A 24,840-nucleotide genomic window follows, 5' to 3' on the forward strand; every position below is an offset into this window, starting at 1 on the left:
GCTTTTGTTATAATCGTTGTTATCCCATTTCAAAGGCGTTTTATGATTCGTTTCGCTCACATCTCGCTCAAAGATTTTATTAAAAAACACAATCCCCAAACACCCACAAAAGAAACTATAGAAAATTTTGAAAAAGAAATAAACAGCTTATTAGAAAACGCACCAAAACGAAATGATGAAGAATTTCAAAAAAATGAAATCAATAAGTTTTTAAAAAATACCTATGGCTATGACTGCAATACTCATGAAAAAGTGGATAGCGCGATCTATGTGGATGAAAAAGCTTGGGTGCTTATTGAAGTCAAAGCCTTAGCCAACAAGACAGAATTCCCTAAAGACAGAGAAAACCCGCTCAGTAAAGCCTTTTGTCAAATGGTTTTGTATTTTTTAAAAGAGACAGAAGAAAACAACTCCCTAAAACACGCCATTATTTGCAACGCGCATGAATTTTTTTTCTTTGATTGTAGGGATTTGCTTTTGTTTCAAAACGATAAACGCATCAATAAATTCTATAAAAATTGGGCTAAAAACGAAGGCACAGACCATTCAAAACCAAAATTTTACAAAGATTTAGAACAATATTTGAAAACAGATTTTCAAGGCGAACTCCGCTACACTCACTTTAATTTGAGCGATGATGTTAAAGAACTTCCTTTGATTTATCAAGTTTTAAGCCAAGAAGTCCTTTTAAAACAAAGGAAAACCCTTGACGCTAACACGCTTAACAAAGATTTTTATGAAGAATTGCTTTACATTTTAGGGTTAGAAGAACAAAATGACAAAGGGAAAATTTTAATCAAGCCCAGCCGCACCAAAAACTCCCTAAGCGATGCTTTAAAAAAATGCTACAACAATTTAGACGATGAAGAAGTCATGGCGTTACTCATCGCTTGGAATAACCGCATCTTGTTTTTACGGCTTTTAGAAAGCCTTTTAATCTCGTTCAATCATTTTAAAGAACCTTTCTTAACCACAGACAACTTTACAACTTTCAACGCCCTAAACAACCTCTTTTTTGAAGTCCTAGCCAAGAAAAATAACGAGCGCTCCTTAGAAAAACAAAACAAGATTTTAGAAAAAATCCCTTATTTGAATTCCAGTTTGTTTGATAAAACGCCTTTAGAATCAAACAGGCATGAAATCAAATCGCTTGATAACTATCCTTTAGAGTTTCATCCTAAATCCGTTCTCAAAAAAGATGAAAACTACCAAAAAGAAAAAGAATTACCCTTGCTAAAATACCTTTTTGCATTTTTGCACGCTTATAATTTCACCACCACCCCTAAAGACATTAAAGATAATACAAATACCAGCGAAAGCCCTTTGATTAACCCTAGCGTTTTAGGGCTTGTTTTTGAAAAACTCAATGGCTATAAAGAGGGGAGCTTTTATACCCCAAGCTTCATTACAAGCTACATGTGCAAAGAGAGTATCAGTAAGATCGTGTTGGATAAATTCAATCAAAAATATAATATAGAGTGTGAAAAATTAGAAGAATTAAAAAATTATCTCAAAAATGATAGCTATAAAGAGGATAAACGCAAAGAATACTTGCAATTCCTTCTCACTTTACGCGTTTGCGATCCGGCGGTGGGGAGCGGGCATTTCTTGGTTTCTGCGCTCAATGAAATGGTGTGGATCGCTTATAAGCTAGGGCTTATTGCTTCCTTGCACCGCTACGATCTTGAATTAGAAAACGATGAAATCATCATTCACCACGCGCCAACGGGTGAAATCTTTAACTACAAAAAACCGCATAGCGAAAACGACCCTCACCACCAAATCCAAAAAGAACTTTTTGAGCTTAAAAAATCCATCATTGAAAACTGCCTTTTTGGCGTGGATATTAACCCCAATTCTTGCGAAATCACCAAGCTCAGGCTATGGATAGAGCTTTTAAAATACAGCTATTACATTTTTGAAAATGGCAAGAACACTAACGCGCTTGAAACCCTCCCCAACATTGACATTAACATTAAGTGCGCTAACAGCTTGATCTCACGCTTTAATTTGAATGACGATCTCAAAAAGATCCCCAATATCAAGCAAAAAATCCAAGAATACAAAGATCTAGTCGCCCAATACAAAGACCCAAACCCTCTCTATCCCTTAAATAAAGCCGATCTTATCAACAAAATCCAAGACTTAAAAAACACTTTTTCCCTCACGCTCAAAGACCCTAAAACCAAAGCAGAGCTTGAAAAGACTATTGAAAAACACATCAAAAAATACAATGATTTTGCCCTAGACGATAAGAGTTTGCTAGATGGGTTAAATTACTTTATCCCAAGTCTTTTTGGCACGCCCAAACTAAGCCCTAAAGAAGAGGAAGAGGCTTTTGCTTCTTATGGGCGTATTAGAGCTTTAAGAAAAAAGCTTGATGATGCTTTAAGTGGTAAGAGAGTATCACAATGCGTTTGAATGGCGCTTTGAATTCCCTGAAGTGCTAGATGATGAGGGGGATTTTTTAGGCTTTGATTGCATCATTGGCAACCCTCCTTATATCCGCCAAGAACACATCAAAGACTTAAAGCCTTTATTACAAAAGCAATACCAAGATTTCTATAACAGCACCGCTGACATTTACACCTACTTTTTTGCCCTGGCTTTCCACCTTTTAAAAGAAAAGGGGTTTAACGCTTTCATCACTTCCAACAAATACGCGCGCGCCAAATACGGCGCTAAATTGAGAGAATTGCTGCTCAAAAAAACCACCCTTGTCAGTTACATGGAATTGAACGCCTTAAAAGTCTTTGAGAGTGCTGCAGTGGATACCAGCATCATGAATTTCATCAAACAAACGCCCTCCAAAGAGAGTGTTTTTAAATATTACGAACCCACCCCAAACGATGGAAACGATTTGAAAAGCGCCCATTCTTTGCCCATGAGGCAAAACGGGCTTTCAACAGAAAGCTTTATTTTTGCCAACACCACGCTTTTAGACTTGAGGGATAAAATGGAGAGTATCGGCACCCCGCTTAAAGACTGGGATATTCAAATCAATTATGGGATAAAAACCGGCGCTAACGAAGCCTTTATTATTCCCACTGAAAAAAGAGACGCCATTTTGAACGCTTGCAAGACGCAAGAAGAAAGGGAGCGCACAGAAGCGCTTATTAAGCCTATTTTGAGAGGGAAAGACATTAAAAGGTATTCTTATGAGTGGGCGGGGGAGTATCTTATTAACACCCATAACGGCTACACTTCTAATCTCAAATCTAAAATCCCTCCCATTGATATAGAAAAATACCCCGCAACAAAAGCGCATTTAGACGCTCATTATGATATTATTGCCACACGATGCGATCAAGGAGACACCCCCTATCACTTAAGGAATTGCGCGTATTTAGAGGATTTTGAAAAAGAGAAAATTGTGTATGGCGAGATCGTGCAAGAGCCACGATTTTATTTAGATAATAGAGAATGCCAATTAGGGTATTTTTATGCAGAAGCCACGAGCTTCATTCTCACAGGAGAGCATTTGCACTATCTTTTAGGAATGTTGCATTCTAAATTGATTACTTTTGCTTTCAAAACTTTCTATGCTGGCGGAGGACTAGGCGAGAGTGGCTATCGCTATAAAAAGGCTTTTATAGAACGGCTTCCCATTCCTAAAATCACGCCGCAAAACCAAGAATTAGCCCGTAAAATCACAGATGGCGCAGAGCGGATTTTAAAAGTAAAAGAAAAAGACCCTAAAGCCAACACCCAAAAGTTAGAAAAAGAAATTGACGCTTTAGTCTATCAGCTCTATAACCTCACCGATGAAGAAATCAAAATCATTGAAAACGGGCAGTGAATAAAAAGCGCTTGTTCTTTGTCTAAGAAACACCCCCCTTAAAAAAGGGGGACTCTTGAAAAACTATCGTTTGATTTTTAATTCCAAACAAAACCCTAAAAAACTAATTTTTAGGTATAATGTTTCCCAAGAGTATTTGCTATGATTTTTTCTCATAGAAGTCTCCTAGACAAACTTTACCCCCTAATCTCTAGCGAAAAAAACTAGGGGGTGAGCGTTATTTTATCCTAATCTTACAAAAACGATTTTGATAAAAGCTGCAAACCACTCATTTAAAATCGCATTAAAAACTTTCTTCCCAATTTTTGAAATTTAGTTATATATTTGTTCAACACCGCAAATTTTTAACTTAAAGCTTATTTTTAGAACTTAAGTGATTGGCCTTACTTTTTTCTTGAAAAATATCTTTATAAATAAAGAAATTAAAATCATTGAAAACGGGCAGTGAATAAAAAGCGCTTTACCTTAAAGGAAACCCCTTAAATAGGGGAAACCTTTGGCTTAATGGGTTTTTTTAACAACGATTTTAACCCTATACTTAAAAAAAGGTATTTTTAAGTATAATACAACCAAAGGCTTTTTACCATGTTTTTTGGACATAGTAATCCTTTGAAGGTAATTTACCCCCTAATCTCTAGCGAAAAAAACTAGGGGGTGAGCGTTATTTTATCCTAATCTTATAAAAACGATTTTGATAAAAGCTACAAACCACTCATTTAAAATCGTGTAATTTAAAACCGTATTAAAAACTTTCTTCCCAATTTTTGAATTTAGTTAAAAGCTTTTTAGAGATTGAATTTTAGATACCCTTAATTCTTAAACAAAGACTCTAAAGCTTCTACCCCCACTTTTTGCGTTTCTTTCTCGCTTTCATTTTCTGCGTTTTCTTTGACGCTAGGAATGGTTTCAAACTCTATGTGATAGCCTGTAAGCATGGACGCTAAGCACACATTCACCCCGCCTTTACCGATCGCCTTAGATTTTTCAATGTCCAATAAACGCACTTTAGCCTTTTGCAAATGGTTATTGACAATAAAACGCTCTTGAACGGACTCTTTTTCTTCAGCATTCAATTCTTCTATGGGGATTTTTTTAATTTCAACGCTTAAAATTTTGGCTGGAGCGAGCGCGAGAGTGATGTAAATTTCAGGCACATTAGAATACTCTATGCAATCAATATTTTCTTTATTCAATTCGTTACTGATTGCATTAATGCGCACGCCCTTAACCCCCACAGCCGCGCCTATGGGATCAATCCTAGAGTTATGGGAAAAAAAGCTCACTTTCGCTCTGTTGCCTGGGATTCGCACACAATGGATGATTTCAATTTCTTTATCTTTAATTTCAGGGACTTCCAATTCCAACAGAGCTTCAAGCATTTTAGGAGTGGTGCGGCTCAGTTCTAAGAGTAAGCCTTTTTTTGTGCGTTTGACTTGCGTTAAAACCGCTTTAATGCTATCGCCTACTTTAAAACTTTCGCCCTTGATGCGGTGGCGCATGGAAAGAACGCCTTGAAATTGCTGCTCAATCTCAATAAAAGTGTTTTGATTGTGATCCACTAAAATCACTTGCCCCATTAAAACGCTGTTGAGACGCTTTTGAAACGCTTCAAAGTGGCTGTCTTCTAACGCTTTTTCTAACTGGTATTGCAAATCTTTAAAAAGGCGGTTGATCGCTCCTTGCTTCATGCTCTCCAAACTCAAGCTGTAAGACAATTCGTCTTTAATCTTAACGCTTGGATCCATTTCTTTGGCTTTAGACAAGCTGATGTATTTAGAAGGGTCGTTAATCAATCTTTCATCATCATCTTCTAAAACTTCTACCAACTGGATAAGCTGGAGCTGCTTGTTTTCTTCAACCACCAAGTAGCGCGCTAGGGGGTCTAACTCGTTTTGCGCCATTTTTAACAAACAGCCTTGAATCACTTTTGAAATCATCTCTTTAGGCAAATTTTTTTCATACGCAATGCATTCTATAAGATCGCTGATTTTTTCCATTCTTAAGTTCCTTTAAATTGATGTTCTATCGTTTTCTATCATTCTCTATTGTGGGGGATATGGCGCGTTTAAAAGGAATTTTATTATAGCGAATTTTTAAGCCTTATTAAGAATTTCTTCTAAAACCAGAGCGATTTTTTCAAAATCTTTCTCATTCAAGCTAAAGACTTCCAAGCACACAAATTCGCATGAAATTCTTGTAATAACGCCTTTTTGAAAAAGTTTTAAATAAAGTTTCTCACTATTTAAAGCGCGGGTGTTTTTGGATTGGATTTTCACGCAAAAGGATTCTAATTCTCTATCGGGCAAATTCCCTATTTTAGAAAAGCTAGACGCTATGCTCACATTCAATTCTAAAGGCTTTAAAAGGGCGTAGAGTTTGAGGGCTTTTTGTAATAATGCGTCTTTAGTTTGGTTCAATAACGCACAAATTGTCATTTCTTCTTGATGATTCACCCATGCTTTTAGGCTGTGAAAAAGCAAGGTGAGCGTGATTTTACCCACCCTCAAGGCTCTATAAAGAGGGTGGTTTTTTAACGCTTCAACCCGTTCTTTTTGCCCCATAATAATGCCCGCTTGCGCGCTGTTGAAGAATTTATCCGCGCTAAAGCTTAAAAGCGATGGTTTGAGAGCTAAAATTTCTTCTAAAGCCGTTCTGTCTAACAAATCCACATCCCCTAAATTGTAATAATCAATCAAATCATGCTCTTTAGCCAGAGTTTGCAAATCTTTAAAGGGCGTGTCTTTTTTAAAATGGGGGTTGTGGGTTTTAAAGAGCATTTTGCTGTTTTCATTCAAGGCTAAGCGGTAATCCCTTAAATAAGCGCGATTAATGTTCCCCACTAAATGCAGCCTAGCCCCGCTACTTAACAAAATATCTTTAAGGTTAAAATTCCCCCCCACTAATTCGCCATACGAAACAATGATTTCTTTTTCTTGCACTAAAGCGTTAGCGATGAGGAATACCGCGCTGGTGTTGTTATTCACAATCAAAATTTCTTCCGTGTTAAAACACGCTTTAAAAAGCTTTTTTAAAGGGGTTAAGCGGTTCTTTTTTTTAGCGGTGTTTAAATCGCATTCTAAATCAATGGGATGGGTTAAAACTTCTTTTAAATAAGGTTCAATTCTTTCATAAAATTGCGCACTAAAAAACGATCGCCCATGGTTTTCATCAAAAACGCTCGCGCTCACATTGATGATTTTTTGATAAGGGTTTTTCAAAAGATCCGGAGTTATTTCAAGCGTTTCTTCAGCCATGATGAGCGCGTTTCCTTTTTTGAATTAAAATAAAGCGTTATCTTAAACTAAACTCGCTAAATTTTGGATAAAACTACTTTTTTAAAATCCTTAAGAGTATCTTAATGAGTTTATTGAGCGAGCGGAACTTTTTCCATAGAGTTTGGCGGTTTCTATAGGGCTTTTTCATGTTTATTTCCATGTTTTAATTCAAAAAGAAACCCTAGGATTTCTTTCATTTTAGAACTGATAGGATACCTCAAAACGCGCATTAAATCCAGGAGCAGGGAGCGCCATGCGCTTACCTTTAGGGATCATATCGCTTGCTGGAGCGTCCGCGCTCGCTTGAAACACTGAAGTTTGATCCACATATTGCTTGTTTAAGATGTTGTTAAACACGGCTGAAATCCTTAAACCCTGCCATTTTTTAGAAGGCGGAGTCCAATTGATAAAGATGTTATGCACGCCATACCCGGGTTTATGGATTTTTATCAAGCCGTATTGCGGGTAATAGATAGAATAGCCCTCATAATACATGTTAGTTACAAAGCGCGAGAGCCAGGTTAAAGTAAGCCCCCATCTGCGGACATCATAATCGGCTTTTAGGATAAACACGTTCCCGGTCGTTGCAGCTAAAGCGTAAGTGTCCGCTAATAAATGCCCCCTAGCCGTTGGCCAAGAGCGAGCCACTGAGAAAGTCCCTAAGAAATTCTTATACCTCACATTCCCTGAAACTTCATAACCATAAATATTAATGGTTTCGGGTAAATTCCCTGACATGTTTTTTGCGGTCGCGTTACCCCCTCCGTTTTTAGAAGTGTCTTGCCCGTAGCTGTTGATGAAGTTATTGATGACTTGATAGAACGCTGCCCCACGCACATTGAAATACTTGCTGTTGTAATCCACATTGAATTCCACATTTTGACCGATCGCAGGGCGCAAGTTCCTTTGATAAATCACCGTAGGATCGCGCATCAAAACGCCATCGCCAGGCAAAGCCCCTTTAGTTACATACGCATAGCTCACTTTCAAGCCAATGCTTTCAATGGGGTTATAAAGCACGGTTGCAGAAGGCGAGAAACCAGAAGTTACATGCGTGCGGCCGTTTTTGTCTAGCAAGGTGTAAATATCATAACGAGTTCCCGCACCCACGATCACATTGCTTAAAATATTGTAGTTCGCTTGCATAAACCCTCCGATGATATTCCCGATCGCATGCGAATTTTGGGGCATGTTACGATAGAGCGGGTTAGGCGTGTTGAGATTTTGAGGGTATTGGGAGCTTTGATCGGTGTAGTAATGGCGGTAAGGCAAGCCCGGCCCATTAGGGTCGTTAGGGTCAATGTTGTTTTTATAATAGCCGTTTTTGCCTTTATCCAGTCCAGAGAAAACGCTCAGGTTTTGATAAATCATGCCGTATTCAAACACATTCCCGTAATCTTCGCTAATGGGGTGGGTTACTTTAAAATTAACGCCTGAGTTGATTAAGAAAATCCTTCTGGCTAAAGTCCCCTCAGCGTCCGCATTCCCTAAAGTCCAATCGTTTGCGCTAGGGTTTTGAGCGTTAGGGGGGGTCATGTCATAATCAGGATTTTTAGGGACAAGCCCATGATAAACATTCGCGCTTGCAGAAAGCATGGTAGTGCTAAGTTGCCCATACCCTGCTTGCGCCCCCCCACTAGAATCGCTAGTCCCTTGCCAATTAATAGAGTCAGGCGCGCCATAGCCTATTTGATAGCCTCCATTAGAAGGCCTAATAGCCCCCTGCGTGCATTGGCTGATATTATCCGGGTTATTACACCACTCTCTCACTTCAGGGATATAATCCGGGTTAGCCGGCTCGTTAGAATTGTAAGCGAAAGGATTCACCACAGGGTTATAATTGCCCCCCCTTACCCCTAAAAAGGCGGTGGATTCAACGCGCGGCTGGTTAAAATTAGGACCGCCTTCATGCTTGTATTTCAAGCTCAAATTGTGGTTGAAGTTGATCGTATGGGCTAATTCTTTCCCAAAGTCAATCACAAAAGGGGCTGGTTGGCTTCCTGGGTCGTTGGCTTTGGAGAGGGCTGAAGTGGTGTTAGGGCGTAAAAGCCTTGTAGAATTGTCTCGTGTGAGGTTGTAGCTCACGCTAATGCTATCGGTTTCGTTGATATAGCCATTAATTTTAGCTAAAACGCTATTGACTTCGCTCGGAGTCCCTACGCTCATTTCGCTATTGCTTGGATCTTGTAAATCGTAGTTAGGGTGGAAGACATTCCTAAAAGCGTTGTTCCCATCTCTATAGTAAAAAATATTTTGATGGTTGTAATAGGCTAGAATATCCCAATTCTTCCCACGATAGGCTGCCGTAGCGTTCATGCGATACCCGAAGTTGGTATAAAAGGCCGCTTCCGCTTTAGCCCCATAAGTTTGATTCTTTCTTAAGAAATCGTTAGCGTCAATCGTGGTGAAAGACAATTTACCCGCCACCGCGCCAGGGCCTGCTGAAGCGTTCGCTGCTCCCTTAATCACTTCCACTTCTTTAACCATGTTAGGATCGATCACGGTGTTAGCGTCATGGTGGAAAATGTTACCATTTTGAGCGACGCCATCTATTGTTACCCTTAAGAGACGGCTTTCAATCCCCCTAACATAGATTTTTTGCGCCATCAAGCCCCCACTAGCCACATTCACATCCGCTCTAGTCCTAAAAATATCACGGATTTGGTTGCTTTGGCGTTGTTGGAGCTCTTTTCTGTCAATATACATTTTATTGTTGTATTCAAAAGTCCTTTCACCCTTAGTGGTTACCTTGCCCAAAGTGTGGGTTTTTTCTTGAGCTTGCAAACTGCTAGCGACAATACAAGAGACAAACACGATACGAAATTTATTTCTAAGCATTTCTTTTAGCCTTTTTATTTACTTTTTTCTAAAAATGTAGTCAAGTTTTGAACCTAAGGTTATTATTACATTATTCTATTTAATAATATCTTAAATTTGTTTTAGGATTAAGAAAATACCAAGAAAAATATGATTAAAAAAGTTTTAGTATTTTACTGAGCGGCTGATTACTGAGCGGCTGATTACTGAGTGGCTGAAGCGCCATTTATGAAGAAGCGCTACTCATTCCTCTTAAAAAAGTTTGAGAAGACACATTGATTTCAGCGTTTTGGCGGAAAATATCGCTTGGCTGGTTGCTTTGGCGTTCTTCTAAGTCATGGCGTTTGATAATGATGGTATTCCCCCATTGAAAGGGTCTATAAGCGCGCTTTTTTTTAATGACAAAATGAGGTTCTAAATTTAAAAATTGCGCGTAACTCGGGAAATATAACGGCTCTAATAAAGGGTTTATGGGGTTTGCTTTTAAAACAATAAGGAGGAAAAAGAGGCTAAAGATCGTTTTCATAGCGGATTTTCACGCTCGCTCCCACTTGAGAATTTGGAGAAATTTCTAACTTGCTGATTTTTAAATAAAGCTCAGAGATTTCATTGTAGCGCGTTTTTAAAACATGGCTCAAATCTTTCAGGGCGTCTTCAATGAGAAGGTATTGTTTTTCTTGCATCATCTTTTGAATGATCTCTTGGATTTTTATGTAGTCTAAATAAGCCCTATGGGGTAATTCCGTGTAGAAAAGATCCAAATCCACGCTTATTTTTTGGGGTTTTAAGCGTTCAAATTCTAAAATCCCCAAAATCGTTTCAAACACGAAGTTATGGATATGAACGCCTTGTTTAGTTTTCATAAGACTTTCTTTTCCTTGCCGGCTAATAAATTAAAAATATTGCCCGCATGCTTGATAAGGGTAAAAATAAAAATAAGCACCATAGGCGTTTGCGTGCCGACTTCTTTAAGGATATTAACTCTGTCTGGGATAGGCATATAAGGTACAAAAAAGATAAGAACAGTCGCTGTGCCTACCCCTAGAATGCTGGCGAGTGAAGAGATTTTAAGCACCTTACCCACAAAAAACCACACCGTTAAGCCGATCAGGCTTTCAATAGGAATGAGCAACACCACAGAGCCCATGATCGTAGAAACGCCCTTACCTCCATTGAAATTCAAAAAAGGCGAATAGCAATGCCCTAAAATGCTAGCGATAGCGACCATCCATTGCAAACTATAATCCAACCCAAACAATTTGCTTAAAAACACCGCAAACATGCCTTTGAATAGATCTAAGATTAAGACTAATAAGGCCATTTGTTTAGCGTTACTCACGCCCTTACTTTGTAAAGCGCGCAAGACATTCGTCGCGCCAATACCCCCCGATCCGATTTTAGTAATATCCATGCCGTAAAAGATTTTCATTAACGCATAGCCAAAAGGAATCCCCCCAATAAGATAACCCAAAAGGGTGAAAATCACATTGATATTGGTTAGGAAATTTAAAACGCTTTCCATAAATACCCTTTCAAATAAAATAGCGATCATTATAACATGTTGCTTTTTAAGTGAAAGCGTTAAGTTGTTAGGGTATAGTGGCTTAAAAATTTTAGGATATTGAGAATGCTTGAATCTTCTAGCCATTTTTTAAAATCGTTCCGCTTGAAGCGTTATATAGGGTTTTTATTGATTTCTTTAGCGCTGTTAATCACGCCCTTCATTCGCATTGATGGGGCGCATTTGTTTTTGATCTCCTTTGAGCATAAGCAACTGCATTTTTTAGGCAAGATCTTTAGCGCTGAAGAATTGCAAGTCATGCCTTTTATGGTTATTTTGCTTTTTATAGGGATTTTTTTCATCACCACTAGCCTTGGGCGTGTGTGGTGCGGGTGGGCTTGCCCGCAAACCTTTTTAAGGGTGCTTTATAGAGATGTGATTGAAACAAAGATTTTCAAACTCCATAAAAAGATCACTAACAAGCAAGAAAGCCCTAAAAACACCCCAAGCTATAAGATCCGTAAGGTATTGAGCGTTTTATTGTTCGCTCCTGTTGTGGCGGGGCTAATGATGTTATTTTTCTTTTATTTCATCGCCCCAGAAGATTTTTTTATATATCTTAAAAACCCTAGCGATCACCCTATTGCTATGGGTTTTTGGCTTTTTAGCACGGCTGTGGTGCTGTTTGATATAGTGGTGGTTGCGGAGCGTTTTTGCATCTATTTATGCCCTTACGCTAGGGTGCAATCGGTGTTGTATGACAATGACACCTTAAACCCCATTTATGATGAAAAGCGCGGCGGAGCGCTTTATGACAATCAGGGTCATCTCTTCCCCTTACCCCCCAAAAAACGCAACCCAGAAAACGAATGCGTGAATTGTTTGCATTGCGTGCAAGTTTGCCCCACGCATATTGATATCAGGAAGGGCTTGCAATTAGAATGCATCAATTGCTTAGAATGCGTGGATGCATGCGCGATTACCATGGCTAAATTCAACCGCCCTTCACTCATCCAATGGTCTTCAACTAACGCTATTAATACGCGCCAAAAAGTGCACCTGGTGCGTTTAAAAACGATCGCTTACATGGGGGTTATCGCTATTGTGGTAGCTCTTTTAGCCATCACTTCGTTTAAAAAAGAACGCATGCTCTTAGACATTAACCGCAACAGCGATCTGTATGAATTGCGCTCTAGTGGGTATGTGGATAACGATTACGTGTTTTTATTCCACAACACGGACAATAAAGACCATGAGTTTTATTTCAAAATTTTAGGGCAAAAAGGCATTCAAATCAAAAAGCCTTTAAATCCTATCGCCATTAAAGCCGGGCAAAAGATTAAAGCGGTAGTGATTTTAAGAAAACCCTTAAAGAGTAACGCCACAGCATACAAGAACGCTAAAGACGCTCTAATCCCTATTACCATACAAGCTTATAGCGCAGACGATGAAAATATTACGATAGAAAGGGAATCGGTGTTTATTGTGCCAAGTGAGGATTGAAGCCTAAAACTAGCGTTCAATCACTTCGTAAGGCAAGCCTTGTTTGATCAATTCTTCCATGAAAGGATCGGTGTTTAATTCTTCTATGTTAAACACCCCGGCCCTAAAATGATCCGCGCTCCAAGTGTCATTGCAAATCATTTTAGCCGCGCACATCGCTGGAACGCCGGTGGTGTAGCTTATGGCTTGCGAACCCACTTCTTCATAGCATTTTTTATGATCGCACACGTTGTAAATGTAGAGCGTTTTGTCTTGGTTGTTTTTAATGCCGGTCATGTAGCACCCGATGTTGGTTTTGCCGGTGGTGTCTTTGGCTAGAGTGGCCGGATCCGGAAGCAGGGTTTTTAAAAATTGTATCGGCACGATTTTTACGCCTTGATGCTCTATTTCTTTAATGCCTAGCATGCCGACATTTTCCAAGCATTTCATGTGGGTTAAATAATTTTGAGAGAAAGTCATAAAAAACCTCGCCCTCCTTAAGCCTTTAATGTTTTTGACTAACGATTCCAATTCTTCATGGTATAAAAGATACGAATCCATTTCGCCAATCTGCGGGTAAGCCCACACTTGCTTGATTTCTAAAGGCTTTGTTTCAATCCATTTGCCATTTTCATAATAACGCCCTTTAGAGCTGACTTCCCTCAAATTGATTTCAGGGTTAAAATTCGTCGCAAAAGGGCGTTTGTGATCCCCAGCGTTGCAATCTAGAATATCTAAAGTGTGGATAGTGTCAAAATGGTGTCTTTGAGCATGAGCGACATAAGCGTTAGTCACGCCCGGATCAAACCCAGCCCCTAAAACCCCTAAAATCCTTGCTTCTTTATAGGCCCTATCAAACGCCCATTGCTCTTTGTATTCAAATTTCGCTAAATCCGGATGTTCGTAATTGGCGGTATCAATGTAATGCGTTTTAGTCTCTAAGCATGCTTGCATGATCGTTAAATCTTGATAGGGTAAAGCCACATTGATAACGACTTTAGGCTTGTATTTTTGGATTAAAGCGACTAAGGCTTGCGTATCGTCTGCATCCACTTGCTCAACGCTGATTTCCCCCAAACCCTTTTTGAGCATGCTTTCTTTAATCGTATAGCATTTGTCTAAGCTCCTGCTCGCTAAAATGATGTTTTTAAACACATCTCTGTTCATGCCCATTTTGTGCGCTACCACACTGCCTACGCCACCAGCTCCAATTTGTAATACTGTATGCAAGGAACACCTACTTTCTAACTAATCTCGTTCTTTTAGGGGGGTATTATATTATAATAAGATAAATTTGATTAATAAGGATGCAAGCTTGCAAGAAATTAAGTTGGATATTTATGCCACTTTGGTGTGCATGGTTTTAGTGTTACTCTTGGGGCGTTATGTGATTTCTAAAGTCAAGTTTTTACGCGATTATGATATTCCAGAGCCTGTTGTGGGCGGGGTTTTAGTCGCTTTTGCTATCATGTTAGCGCGTCAGTTTTACAATTTTGGCTTGCAATTTGATTCTTCTTTAAAAGATCCTTTAATGCTGACTTTTTTTATCACCATTGGTTTGAGCGCGGATTTCAAATCTTTACAAAAAGGCGGGAAAATGCTCGCGGTTTTTTTGCTGGCTGTGGCGGGGTTTGTGGTGTGTCAAAATGCAGTGGGGATTTCTATCGCTAGCCTTTTAGGGGTCAACCCTTTAATGGGGCTTTTAGGAGGGTCTATCGCTTTAGTGGGAGGGCATGGCACTAGCGCAGCATGGGCTAATTTTTTCACCCAAGCGCCTTATAATTTTAGCTCTAGTCTAGAAGTGGGCATGGCGTGCGCGACTTTTGGCTTGGTGAGCGGGGGGATTATTGGAGGGCCTGTCGCTAAATATTTGATTTCTAAATACAAACTAGAACCTAAAGACACTAAAGAAAAAGACACTTTAGAGGGCGTAGTGTCTAAAGGCTTTGAAACCCCTAAAGAGCAACGCCTAATCACCGCATCCAGTTTTGTAGAAACTTTAGCTTTGATTGCGATCGCTTTATTAGTGGGGACTTTTTTATCGCACTTGATGCCTAAAAGTTTCACCTTGCCGACTTTTGTGTGGTGCTTGTTTGTGGGGGTTATTTTAAGAAACGCTTTGTCGTTTTTTAAAATCCATAGCGTGTTTGACAGAGAGGTTTCAGTCATAGGGAATGTGAGTTTGAGCCTGTTTTTAGCCTACGCTTTAATGAGCGTGAATTTATTGGAATTGTTAAAACTCGCTGTGCCGTTAGCGGTTATTTTGAGCGTTCAAGTGGTGGTTATGATCCTTTATGTGGTGCTTGTAACCTTTAGGGTATGCGGGAAGGATTATGATGCGGCGGTGTTGTGCGCGGGGCATTGCGGTTTTGGGCTTGGAGCGACTCCAACGGCTATGGTGAATATGCAAACCATCACCAACCACTACGGGCCATCGCATGTAGCGTTTATCGTCGTGCCTTTAGTGGGAGCGTTTTTTGTTGATATTATTAACGCTTTAGCGATTAAAGGCTTTTTGCTCTTGCCTTTTTTCCCGTCATGAGACTTTATGAAAGTTTATTAGAAATGTGCTTGAATAAGGCGTGGGAGCATCAAACCCTAGCATTAGAAAACCCAAGCGTGGCTTGCATGGTGTTAGATAAAAACCATGAGATCTTGAGTTTAGAAACCCACAAAAAAGCCAAAACCCCGCATGCAGAAGTCTTAGCCGCCCAATCAGCGCTAAAGATTTTACGCCCCCATTTAAAAAGCGATTTAGAAAAATTAGAAGATCCTAAAATTTTAAGCGATTTTTTAAAAACACGCCACGATAACGCTTTTAAAGACTGCGTTTTTTTAATCACCCTAGAGCCATGCAATTCTTATGGCAAAACCCCGGCATGCAGCGGATTGTTAGAAAATTTAAAGCCTAAAAGGGTGGTCATTGCCGCAGAAGAAAACGAAGCTAAAAAAGGGGGCTTAGCAAGGCTACAAAAGGCTCACATTGAAACAATGATTTGCCGCAATTTAGAAAACAAGGCTAAAGACTTGCTCTTGCCTTTTAGGGTAATGGAACAAAAGGGGCGTTTTAATTTGTTCAAACTCGCTTTAAGGATGAATGGGGATTATTACCATGGCAAGATCACCGGGCAAAAAAGCGTTATTTTCACGCACAACCAGCGAGCGGTATGCAACACTCTTATTATTTCTGGGAAAACCATAAGAACGGACAACCCCTTATTAGACTCTCGCTTTTGCGATAGCTTTTATCAACATAAAAACCCTAATATCGCTATTTTATCCAAGCGCTCAATTAATCCTAATTCAAAAGTTTTTTTTGCACCCAATCGTTTGGTTAATATTTTCAACAACCCTAAAGATTTACCCCTAGAGAAAGGGTTTAATTTCATTGAAGGGGGGTGGGGATTGTTTGAGAGCTTGAGGGACAAAATTGATGTATTGCTTTTGCATTCGCATGCGTCTATGATTGGCGAAGCGTTTAGTGTGATCGCTTTAAAAACCCCTTTTAAGGGGCGGTTGTTGCATGCGCAAATCTTAGAAAATGAAGCCCTTTTATGGATAGAAAACTCTTAAGATTATACCAGCCTTTAAACGCTTATGCTTACAATAGCGATTCGCTTTTTTTATACGATTTTTCACGCCCTTTTATCAAAAATAGCGGCGCGATTTTAGACATAGGATCAGGGTGTGGAATCTTAGGCTTGCTCTGCGCAAGAGATAACCCGCTAGCGAGCGTTCATTTGGTGGAAAAGGATAACAAAATGGCGTTTTGCTCCCAAAAAAACGCCCTTAAATTCCCTAACGCTCAAGTGTTTGAAAGCGATTTTTTAGATTTCAACCCCCCGATTTTGTATGATGCGATTGTGTGCAACCCTCCTTTTTACGCATTAGACTCTATCAAATCTAAAATTAAAGGGCATGCGAGGCACCAGAGCGAATTAGACTTCGCTTCTTTAGTGGCTAAAGTGAAAAAATGCTTAAAACCTAAAGGGTATTTTATTTTTTGCTATGAAGCCTTGTCGCTTTGCTTGGTGATAGAGAGTTTAAAAAGCGTTAAGCTCACGCTAGAGGCTTTAAGGTTTGTCCAAAGTTTTAAAGACAAAAACGCCCATTTGATGCTTGGAGCGGCTAGGAATAATTCCAAAAGCGCTCTAAAAGTCTTACCCCCTTTAATCACGCATAATTCCAAAAACCAAAGCGACAACACCAAAGAAGTTTTAAGCATCTATCAAATTTGTAACACTTATTCTATCAAAGCGCTTCTCAATTAGCACCCTTAAATTAAGGATTAAAAAATGAAATGTTCGCATTGCCAGTTGGAGTTTAAAGAAAGTGAGCTTTTTAAAGAGGTGATCCATCATAAGGAATTATATTTTTGCTGCACGGGGTGCGCTAGGGTGTATGCGTTATTACTAGATTTGAATTTAGAGAGCTTTTATGACAAATTAAACGATTCCACTTTAGCCCCCGTAACGCCCCAAGATTCAATGAGCGCTTTGGAATTAGAACAAGCCCTTGAAGAAAACAATAAAAGCGATTTTATCCTTAATCTTTTGCTAGAAAAAACGCATTGTAACGCTTGCTTGTGGCTCAATCAAAAGGTTTTAGAGCGCTTAAAGGGGGTTAAAAAAGTGAGCGTGAATTTCACCACCCACCACTTGCAAATCGTGTTTGAGAAGTCCTTAGACCCTAAAGAGATTATTCAAAAAATTGAAAGTTTGGGTTATGGGGCTAAAATCTATAACGCAAAAAATTACGCTCTAAAAGCCCAAAAAGAGCAGCGCTCCTACTTGCTCACTTTAAGCGTGGGGTTTTTTGCTACTATGAATTTGATGTTTATTGCCATTGCCAAATACGCAAGTTATGGTGGCGCGAGTTATGGTAGCGGTATGGATAAGCTCATGCAAAGGAATTTGGATCTCGTATCGCTCTTTTTAAGCTTGTTGGTGCTAGTGGTGGTGGGGCGTTTTTTCATTAAGGGGGCGTTTTATGGGCTAAAAAATGGCGTTTTGGGCATGGATTTGAGCGTGTCTTTTGGGGCGTTATCGGCGTTTGTTTATTCTCTTTATGCCATGTTGGTGTCCCAAGAGACTTATTTTGAAGCGAGCAGCACGATTTTAACGCTTGTTTTTGGCTCTAAGTTTTTGGAATTAAAAGCTAGGCTGTTTGCGAATGAAAAATGTTTGGCCCTAGAATCGCATGAAATCCATAGCGTGATTATTGTAGAAAAGGACAAACAGATAGAAAAACACCCTAAAGATGTGGCGATAGGCTCTGTTGTTTGGGTGCCAAGCGGGGCTAAAATCGCACTAGATGGCGTGCTTTTAAATAACGCGAGCGTGGATGCATCTTTGATCAGCGGGGAGTTTAAGCCTTTGGAATTGGGGGTTAATGATCCAATTTTAGGGGGTTATGTGAATGTGGGCGTGCCTTTTAGCTATCAAGTGAGCGCGACTTTTCAAAACTCACGCCTTTCTAGTTTGTTAGAAACTTTAAAAAAGAGTTTTTTAGAAAAGCCCTTGATTGAGAGCAGCGCGAATCAAATTGCGGATATTTTTTCTAAAGCGGTGTTGTTTTTAGCCTTTGTAAGCTTTTTATTATGGCAATTTGGTTTGGGGGGTAATTTTGAAAAAGCCTTAATGGTGTGTATTAGCGTGTTAGTCATCAGCTGCCCTTGCGCGTTCGCTTTAGCTACGCCCATTGCGTTAGTGATAGGGGTGTTTAAAAACCCTTTAATCGTGTTTAAAGAAGCGTTGTTTTTAGAAACTCTGGCTAAAGTGAAAAAAATCTTTATAGACAAAACCGGCACGCTCACGCAAAAAGAAGTCCTTTTAAAAGAAAAAATCATTTATAAAGAATTTGATGAAAGGCTTTTAAAGAGTCTTTTAAAAACTAGGGAGCATTTAGCCCATAGCGCGATTCTTAAAACATTAGATAGCGATGAGGTTAATTTAGAAACGATAGAGTTTTTCACTCATGGCCTGAAAGCGAGCTATCACAATGAAACCCTGCTAGTGGGGAGTTTGAAATTTTTAAACGCTATGGGGGTTGATATAAGGGCTAAAGAGAACGCTAATATCATGGTAGGCTTTGCGAAAAATAAGACCTTATGCGCGTTATTCATTTTAGAAGAGCGTTTGAAAGCTAACGCTAAAGAAGTCATTCAGGCTTTACACAATAAAGGATTAGAATTAGAGATTTTAAGCGGGGATAATGAAAACTCGGTTAAGGAGTGCGCGAAAAAATTAGGGATTTCTAAATATCATGCCAATTTGACCCCTGAAGATAAGGCTCAAACCATCAGATCTTATAAGGGCGTGTGCGCGATGGTAGGCGATGGCAATAATGACGCGCTAGCCTTAAAACAAGCGAGCGTTTCTTTAGGGTTTGAAAAAAGCGCTTTGAGTAAAAGCGCATGCGATATTTTGCTTTTAGAAGAGGATTTGAGTTTGCTAGAAAAAGCGTTTCATAACGCTCAAAAAGTCTATCAAGTGGTGTTGCAAAACATTGTTTTGAGCTTGATTTATAACGCTGTTTTAATCCCAGTCGCTATGCTAGGATACATCAACCCTTTAATAGCGAGTTTGAGCATGAGCGCTAGCTCACTCTTGGTGGTTTTAAATTCTTTGAGGTTGAAACGCTCTTAAACAAACCACATCGTTTTGGCTAAAATGGCGATTAAAAAGCCAAAAGTTAGAGCGATAGGGTGGATATATTTACCAATAGGGTTTTTCTTGCCCAAAAACTTACACGATAAAGAAAAAAGCACCAAAAGAAAAATGCTTAACGCTAAGATCACTTTAAGCATGAGTATTTTTTGAAAAGGGGTTTCACACCAGCCTTTATCGCCCCCCATGTATTGACTAAGCATCATGCCCCCTGTTAAGACAAGCCCTAAAACGCATAAGGGCATGATTTTGATCGCTCTTTGAGCGATTCCTGTATTCGCTTTATTGGCAAACTCTTCGCCAAACATTTTCTTCACATTAGGGAAAATTACCCCATCAAAAAACAAGTAGCCAATAAAAATAATGGCGCACAATAAATGAACAACCAACACATAAGGATAAATCGCATCCATTTAAAATCCTTTATTCATGGGAAAATTAAAGAGTTTTTAATCTACTATAAAAGGATTTTATTGTCAAGTATCCCACTATTATGGGAATTTTAGGGGTGGTTTTTGTTTGACTTTTAAGATTGCAATTAGCTATAATAAAATAATTAAAAAAGTAATACTTAAGCGGAGACCCTAGAGAGTGATGCTCAATTTTATGACAAAGAAGAAAAATAGAATGCAAGATTGCAAAATGGTTTGTAAAAATTTTAATCGTAAGGAATCTGTTTTGATGGCTCAATCTGTCTCTAAAAAAGGCTCGGTAATTTTAGGCGCTCTTTTGAGTTCGTTATGGCTGACAAACCCCTTAAATGCCCATGAAAAGAATGGCGCGTTTGTGGGGATTAGCTTGGAAGTGGGTAGGGCTGATCAAAAGACAAACGCTTATAAAAACGGCGAGTTGTTTCAAGTGCCTTTTGGCGATGTTTCGGCTAATGATGATGGCAAAGTTCCTGACGGGCAGACCGGTGGCTGTCAGCCAGCTTCAGGGACGCCAGGAACGCCAGGCTACACTAAAGCTAACTGCGTGGTCAATTGGACTTCTCGCACCATGCTTAGCACCAATAAAAACATTCCTGGCCGTAACCAGCCGATGTATGGGCTAGGCGTGATGACAGGCTATAAGCATTTTGTCGGTAAAAAAAGGTGGTTTGGGTTGCGTTATTACGGCTTTTTTGATTATGGGCATACCAATTTCTCTAACTCCAGAGCCGCTAACGCTATATCGCCTTTTTATTTGAGCGATCAAAAAGCGGACATGTATACTTATGGTTTTGGCACAGACATGCTTTTTAACATTATAGATAAGCCTAAAGCCACGGCCGGGTTTTTTCTAGGCGTGAATTTTGCGGGTAACACTTGGACTAATAATCGTGTGGGGTATTTTAAGAACGGGTATGTTTATGGCGTCAATACGGACGCTGACGCTTACATGACTAACGCTGATGGCACAATCACTTGCGGGGACACGACGCCGGCGAGTTGCAATGTGGGGATTAACCCTAATAGTGTCTATACCACAGGAAAATTAAACGCTAAAGTGAACCACACGATTTTCCAATTTTTAGTGAATGTGGGCGTTAGGACTAATATTTTTGAACACCATGGCATTGAGTTTGGTATCAAAATCCCCACGCTCCCTAATCACTTTTTCAAAGGCTCTACTACTATAAGAGCGAAAAAACAAGGCCCGCTAGAGAATGGCCAACCGACCACTATCACCGGAGTAGAAACCAATTTCAGCTTAACCCAAACCTTACGCCGTCAGTATTCTATGTATTTGCGCTACGTTTATACTTTTTAAGTTTGGTAGGGTTTTTAGGCAGGGCTTATAGCTTATATATGGATATATGAAAGCTTGATTTGTCAAGCTTTAGGGTTGTCATTGAGCTGTAATAACTCTATGCTGTTTTCTACTTTTTTGATAAAATCATTAATAGCATAACAGCATATATTAATATTGTCTTTGAATTGGGCAAATTCCGCATATTCTTTGGCGTCATCATGGATATTTGGAGCTACAAAAACACTAAATTTCTCTCTAATATCAGTGCTATTTTTAATCAATTCTTTTAAATGCCTGGCAATAGGTATCATTTCCAAGGTACTTTGACTTCTATCTCTAATCAAGCTCACTTCTATATAACTTTGGGCTTTTGTGTCCATAGCTACAATATCAGGTTTGTTACCGCTTGCTGTGTATACGGGCAAGCCTTCATCATCGCTTTTATAATTGGGTATCACGCTTAAATTTTCAAAATGTTGTTTCAAGAAAATAGCGCTTAAAAATTCCAAGCGTAAAGGTTTATCAATGAGTCTTAAAAAAATATCTTTTGATTCTTGCTTGTTACAAGTAATGAGTAATTCTTGCTTGATAAAATCTTTAGTATAAGTGTTTGCTAGTTCATTCAATTTGCTTGATTTAACGCTCTCATCAGCGCTGATTGGAGTAACACTAACAAGAAAGCTATCCACGATCGCCATGTAGTTAAAAAAAGCGAGTTTGTTAGCTTGAGTGTCGTTTGAATAATCCCCTTTAAAAGCCTTATGAGTTTGTAAAATGTAATCTATTTTATTATTTTCATTAGTATTAATATCAATAAACCTACCATTACCACGCAATGAAATAAGTCCTGTAATACGCATTTTTCTAATGTATTCATCAACGGCTTCATTAGTGATTTGGCTCATTTTAAATCGTGTTTTATTGGTGCTTTCTAAAAGATTTAGGCATTTTTCATAGATAAATTCATCTGAGTAGCTGAATTCTGTTTTATTGATAGTAACGACTTCTTGTCTTAAATGAATAATGTAGTCATAAAGCCCATTGGCGTTATCATCTTTCCAACAAAGTAAAATAGGGATTTCTTTGACAGATAGGGGAGTTAGATGGGCATTTTTGAGTCGTTTTAAAAGCGAGAGCAATAGTTTGAAAGGGTTGTTATGGTTTAAATTCTTTTTGTAAGGGTTTCCTACTTCATATTTAGACAGAGCGTTTAAAAATATAGCCCCAACTACGCTTCCATCAACGCTTTCTTTAAAAGTATCGTTTTCTTTATCGTAATAAGCAAGAATAAGCATCTTAGCGCTATCGCTGATGAGTATTTTCTCATATTTTGCATAGTAGCAAAAACCAAACTCACACATAAGCTTATACCAAGTGTCAAACCGACTTTCCCATCCATGCTCAAAGCCCATTTCTTTATGTTGCTGTGGGGATATTTCTATAATGCGTTCTAATTCTTCATCGCTAAAGACATATTCATTGGAGTCAAATTTTTCTTTCAATTCTTTATTTTGATTGATAGAAGTAGGTCTATAAAGCCTATGAGCCAAAACGGATTTGACAATTTGCATGATTGTTGAAGATTTAAGGATTTGATTTTCAAATTTTCCTAAAACAGCTAAAAATTGTCCTATTCTTTTAGGGTTTCGCATAGTGGTTGAAAAGCTTAAAATTTTTCGTGCCGGTTTTTTAGTCATAATTAATCACCTATAATTAGTTACAAAGATTTCTTGACTATCTTCTTTAATAGTGTTGTCATTATAACTGATATAATTACTTTTGATATTAAAAATATAATATTTTTTAGCCCATTCTTTTAAAATAAAATTAGTCTCTCCCTTGTGATAAATAAGATTAGTTATACCAAATAAAACTCCCTTTTTATCTAGGCTATCTAAAACGCCATATAAGGCTATCTCATTATCGCTATCCCATAACTTGTTGTATTCACTATTGGAGATTAAATAAGGGGGGTCAAAATAAACATAATCATCTTTTAAATAAGTGGTGTGGTTAAGGAAATCAATATAATCATCATTGTGAAAAATAATGGTGTTTTGCTGTATAAAATCTATGTAGTTTTTTAGGGCATTATAAACATTTTCATTGAAATCCACATTACCCACAGGTAAATTAAAAAGCCCTTTAGAATTAAATCTAATCATGTGATTAAACCCATAAATTAAAAGTAAATACAAATAGAGCATGTTGTTTTGATTGGAGTTAAAATCAGCCCTTAGTTTTTCATAAGCTATTTTATTGTATTTGGCGTAGTAAGTTTTTATATATTGTTTTTTTAATTCATCAGGGGCCGTAATCCCCTTAAAAGAGAAAGACAAACCATAATGAATGATGATTTTAGACAATTCATCAAAAAGCTCACAAGTATTGAACTTGCTTAAAGTTTTATGTAAATTGATAATATTAGTATCTATGTCATTAGCTAAGTATCTTTTAGCCTTAGTGTTTAAAAACACGCTACCCCCACCCACAAAAGGCTCAATAAATTGATTAATGTTATTGGGGAATAGCTTACTGAGTTGTGGCATAAGTTTATATTTATCCCCTACATAGAAAAAGGGAGAACGAATACCTTTTTTCAAGGTTTCACTTCCACTATAAATAAAAATTCTTTATGCTCTTTAAAATCAGTTTTTCCTGAATTAAAAAAACCATGAGCCTTTTCTTTAACGCTTAATTTTCCTTTTTGACTCAAAATTTCCACTAAATCTTTAAAACCTATTTTATTTTGCGAAGAGCTAGACTTAGAATTATAGGTATTATTATAAGTTAAAGCAATCCTTTTACAATCTAGTTTTTCAATCAAATCGCTCAATTCTTTCTTGGCATTAGAGCGACAATATTCGCTCATGTTCTCGCATGATGGCTTTAAAGCTGTTCCATAGAGTTTGGGTTTTTTCCACTGCACCAAGTTTTCGTAGAGATGATAAAATCGGCTGTATTGCCTTGAATTGTATGGAGGATCAATAAAGACTAAGTCTATTTTTAAGGTTTTAGCCAATTCGTTAGCGTTTTTTCTCTCTATCATGATGTTTTTATCATGTTTTATAGGGCTAATAAGCTCAAAAATAAATCTATCTTGCAAAATCTCTTTTTTCCTATAAGCTTCATAATGCCCTACTGTGTTAGCTATTTTATCCATTGAATAAATCAAGCTTGTTAATAAAATATCTTTATTTAATTTATCTAAATTCAAGCTTTCTATATGCTCTCTAATGCTACCGATTTTGACGCAATCTTTATAGCTGAAAAATTTGTCGCTAAAATGTTGGCTAAAATAATTTTCTTCTAGCTTTAAAGCTTGAGTATAATATTCTTTCAGCTCTTTAAGCACCTTAAAATCAGCGTCTTGCCCCATAAAAAAAGCATGATAAATGATTTCATTAGAAAATAAAATATCGTTTATAATAATGTTTTTAATGTTAGGAATAGTGGCAAATTGACCAGCCACTACCCCACTTCCGGCAAAAATATCGCACACGCTTTTGATATTATTTAATTTTAAATTCCCAAATACCCACTCTATAAGCTTGGTTTTCGAGC

At 38.3% G+C, this 24,840-nt stretch carries 17 protein-coding genes and 1 pseudogene; 7 read left to right on the forward strand and 11 right to left on the reverse strand.

Going from position 1 to position 24,840, the window contains the following annotated elements; all coding sequences use genetic code 11:
- Nucleotides 1–42: 42 nt before the first annotated feature.
- Nucleotides 43–3,799: pseudogene (locus tag DV63_RS12885) on the forward strand (type IIG restriction enzyme/methyltransferase).
- An 809-nt stretch (nucleotides 3,800–4,608) separates the two neighbouring features.
- Here DV63_RS12885 and nusA read toward each other — a convergent pair.
- From nusA to plsY, 6 genes are all read right to left on the reverse strand, one after another.
- The gene (nusA, locus tag DV63_RS12890) at nucleotides 4,609–5,796 is read right to left on the reverse strand and encodes a transcription termination factor NusA (protein WP_000411622.1); all 1,188 of its coding nucleotides are present in this window, start codon (nucleotides 5,794–5,796) and stop codon (nucleotides 4,609–4,611) included.
- A 96-nt stretch (nucleotides 5,797–5,892) separates the two neighbouring features.
- Complete coding sequence (locus DV63_RS12895; protein WP_000807136.1) at nucleotides 5,893–7,053, reverse strand: L-seryl-tRNA(Sec) selenium transferase; 1,161 nt, start codon at nucleotides 7,051–7,053, stop codon at nucleotides 5,893–5,895.
- Nucleotides 7,054–7,272: 219 nt separating this feature from the next.
- Entirely contained in the window at nucleotides 7,273–9,912 is a 2,640-nt protein-coding gene (locus DV63_RS12900) for a TonB-dependent receptor (RefSeq protein WP_020982409.1), read from the reverse strand.
- A 205-nt stretch (nucleotides 9,913–10,117) separates the two neighbouring features.
- Entirely contained in the window at nucleotides 10,118–10,417 is a 300-nt protein-coding gene (locus DV63_RS12905; RefSeq protein WP_000848495.1) for a hypothetical protein, read from the reverse strand.
- Nucleotides 10,401–10,754 carry a FolB domain-containing protein gene (locus DV63_RS12910; RefSeq protein WP_000850871.1) on the reverse strand — a complete coding sequence of 118 codons (354 nt, stop codon included), beginning with the start codon at nucleotides 10,752–10,754 and terminating at the stop codon, nucleotides 10,401–10,403. Before DV63_RS12910 ends, DV63_RS12905 begins: the two co-directional genes overlap by 17 nt.
- Nucleotides 10,751–11,413, reverse strand: a complete 663-nt coding sequence (gene plsY, locus DV63_RS12915) for a glycerol-3-phosphate 1-O-acyltransferase PlsY (RefSeq protein ID WP_031202336.1) — start codon at nucleotides 11,411–11,413, stop codon at nucleotides 10,751–10,753. Before plsY ends, DV63_RS12910 begins: the two co-directional genes overlap by 4 nt.
- Before the next feature lie 105 nt (nucleotides 11,414–11,518).
- On the opposite strand from plsY, the gene ccoG reads away from it, so the two are divergent.
- Nucleotides 11,519–12,895: a cytochrome c oxidase accessory protein CcoG gene (ccoG, locus tag DV63_RS12920; RefSeq protein ID WP_000894215.1), complete on the forward strand. Its 1,377-nt coding sequence runs from the start codon at nucleotides 11,519–11,521 to the stop codon at nucleotides 12,893–12,895.
- A gap of 9 nt (nucleotides 12,896–12,904) precedes the next feature.
- Here ccoG and DV63_RS12925 read toward each other — a convergent pair whose 3' ends face one another.
- A complete protein-coding gene (locus tag DV63_RS12925; RefSeq protein WP_020982410.1) occupies nucleotides 12,905–14,104 on the reverse strand; it encodes a saccharopine dehydrogenase family protein in 1,200 nt (399 codons plus the stop codon).
- A gap of 85 nt (nucleotides 14,105–14,189) precedes the next feature.
- On the opposite strand from DV63_RS12925, the gene gltS reads away from it, so the two are divergent.
- Genes gltS through DV63_RS12945 form a run of 4 tightly spaced genes read left to right on the forward strand, consistent with a single transcriptional unit; the run spans nucleotide 14,190 to nucleotide 19,521 of the window.
- Nucleotides 14,190–15,416 (forward strand): sodium/glutamate symporter, encoded by a 1,227-nt coding sequence (gltS, locus tag DV63_RS12930; RefSeq protein WP_001155969.1) that lies wholly within the window; start codon nucleotides 14,190–14,192, stop codon nucleotides 15,414–15,416.
- Nucleotides 15,413–16,447, forward strand: a complete 1,035-nt coding sequence (locus DV63_RS12935) for a bifunctional diaminohydroxyphosphoribosylaminopyrimidine deaminase/5-amino-6-(5-phosphoribosylamino)uracil reductase (RefSeq protein ID WP_001242019.1) — start codon at nucleotides 15,413–15,415, stop codon at nucleotides 16,445–16,447. Before gltS ends, DV63_RS12935 begins: the two co-directional genes overlap by 4 nt.
- Complete coding sequence (locus DV63_RS12940) at nucleotides 16,429–17,145, forward strand: tRNA1(Val) (adenine(37)-N6)-methyltransferase (RefSeq protein WP_020982411.1); 717 nt, start codon at nucleotides 16,429–16,431, stop codon at nucleotides 17,143–17,145. The genes DV63_RS12935 and DV63_RS12940 overlap by 19 nt, the downstream gene beginning before the upstream one ends.
- Before the next feature lie 24 nt (nucleotides 17,146–17,169).
- Complete coding sequence (locus DV63_RS12945; protein ID WP_000650212.1) at nucleotides 17,170–19,521, forward strand: heavy metal translocating P-type ATPase; 2,352 nt, start codon at nucleotides 17,170–17,172, stop codon at nucleotides 19,519–19,521.
- Here the strand turns inward: DV63_RS12945 and DV63_RS12950 are convergent.
- Nucleotides 19,518–19,955, reverse strand: a complete 438-nt coding sequence (locus DV63_RS12950) for a CopD family copper resistance protein (RefSeq protein ID WP_000338864.1) — start codon at nucleotides 19,953–19,955, stop codon at nucleotides 19,518–19,520. The genes DV63_RS12945 and DV63_RS12950 overlap by 4 nt on opposite strands.
- Before the next feature lie 181 nt (nucleotides 19,956–20,136).
- Here DV63_RS12950 and DV63_RS12955 point away from each other — a divergent pair, with 181 nt between their 5' ends.
- Nucleotides 20,137–21,294, forward strand: a complete 1,158-nt coding sequence (locus DV63_RS12955) for an outer membrane protein (RefSeq protein WP_031202337.1) — start codon at nucleotides 20,137–20,139, stop codon at nucleotides 21,292–21,294.
- A gap of 62 nt (nucleotides 21,295–21,356) precedes the next feature.
- Here DV63_RS12955 and DV63_RS12960 read toward each other — a convergent pair whose 3' ends face one another.
- The 3 genes from DV63_RS12960 to DV63_RS12970 form a co-directional block, all read right to left on the reverse strand.
- The gene (locus DV63_RS12960; protein WP_000162927.1) at nucleotides 21,357–22,973 is read right to left on the reverse strand and encodes an AlwI family type II restriction endonuclease; all 1,617 of its coding nucleotides are present in this window, start codon (nucleotides 22,971–22,973) and stop codon (nucleotides 21,357–21,359) included.
- Nucleotides 22,974–22,979: 6 nt separating this feature from the next.
- Nucleotides 22,980–23,879 (reverse strand): Dam family site-specific DNA-(adenine-N6)-methyltransferase, encoded by a 900-nt coding sequence (locus tag DV63_RS12965; RefSeq protein WP_000715382.1) that lies wholly within the window; start codon nucleotides 23,877–23,879, stop codon nucleotides 22,980–22,982.
- Nucleotides 23,876–24,840, reverse strand: a 965-nt coding sequence (locus tag DV63_RS12970; RefSeq protein ID WP_020982412.1) for a DNA adenine methylase, incomplete at its 5' end; no start/stop codon positions are given. The genes DV63_RS12965 and DV63_RS12970, both read right to left, overlap by 4 nt.

The organism is Helicobacter pylori FD535 (assembly GCF_000296015.2).
Taxonomy (GTDB): domain Bacteria; phylum Campylobacterota; class Campylobacteria; order Campylobacterales; family Helicobacteraceae; genus Helicobacter; species Helicobacter pylori_CT.

Excerpts from the sequence above, each read along its gene's own strand:
- nusA (WP_000411622.1), bottom strand. The coding sequence starts at position 5,796 with ATGGAAAAAATCAGCGATCTTATAGAATGCATTGCGTATGAAAAAAAT.
- DV63_RS12895 (WP_000807136.1), bottom strand. The coding sequence starts at position 7,053 with ATGGCTGAAGAAACGCTTGAAATAACTCCGGATCTTTTGAAAAACCCT.
- DV63_RS12900 (WP_020982409.1), bottom strand. The coding sequence starts at position 9,912 with ATGCTTAGAAATAAATTTCGTATCGTGTTTGTCTCTTGTATTGTCGCT.
- DV63_RS12905 (WP_000848495.1), bottom strand. The coding sequence starts at position 10,417 with ATGAAAACGATCTTTAGCCTCTTTTTCCTCCTTATTGTTTTAAAAGCA.
- DV63_RS12910 (WP_000850871.1), bottom strand. The coding sequence starts at position 10,754 with ATGAAAACTAAACAAGGCGTTCATATCCATAACTTCGTGTTTGAAACG.
- plsY (WP_031202336.1), bottom strand. The coding sequence starts at position 11,413 with ATGGAAAGCGTTTTAAATTTCCTAACCAATATCAATGTGATTTTCACC.
- ccoG (WP_000894215.1), top strand. The coding sequence starts at position 11,519 with ATGCTTGAATCTTCTAGCCATTTTTTAAAATCGTTCCGCTTGAAGCGT.
- DV63_RS12935 (WP_001242019.1), top strand. The coding sequence starts at position 15,413 with ATGAGACTTTATGAAAGTTTATTAGAAATGTGCTTGAATAAGGCGTGG.
- DV63_RS12940 (WP_020982411.1), top strand. The coding sequence starts at position 16,429 with ATGGATAGAAAACTCTTAAGATTATACCAGCCTTTAAACGCTTATGCT.
- DV63_RS12945 (WP_000650212.1), top strand. The coding sequence starts at position 17,170 with ATGAAATGTTCGCATTGCCAGTTGGAGTTTAAAGAAAGTGAGCTTTTT.
- DV63_RS12950 (WP_000338864.1), bottom strand. The coding sequence starts at position 19,955 with ATGGATGCGATTTATCCTTATGTGTTGGTTGTTCATTTATTGTGCGCC.
- DV63_RS12955 (WP_031202337.1), top strand. The coding sequence starts at position 20,137 with ATGCTCAATTTTATGACAAAGAAGAAAAATAGAATGCAAGATTGCAAA.
- DV63_RS12960 (WP_000162927.1), bottom strand. The coding sequence starts at position 22,973 with ATGACTAAAAAACCGGCACGAAAAATTTTAAGCTTTTCAACCACTATG.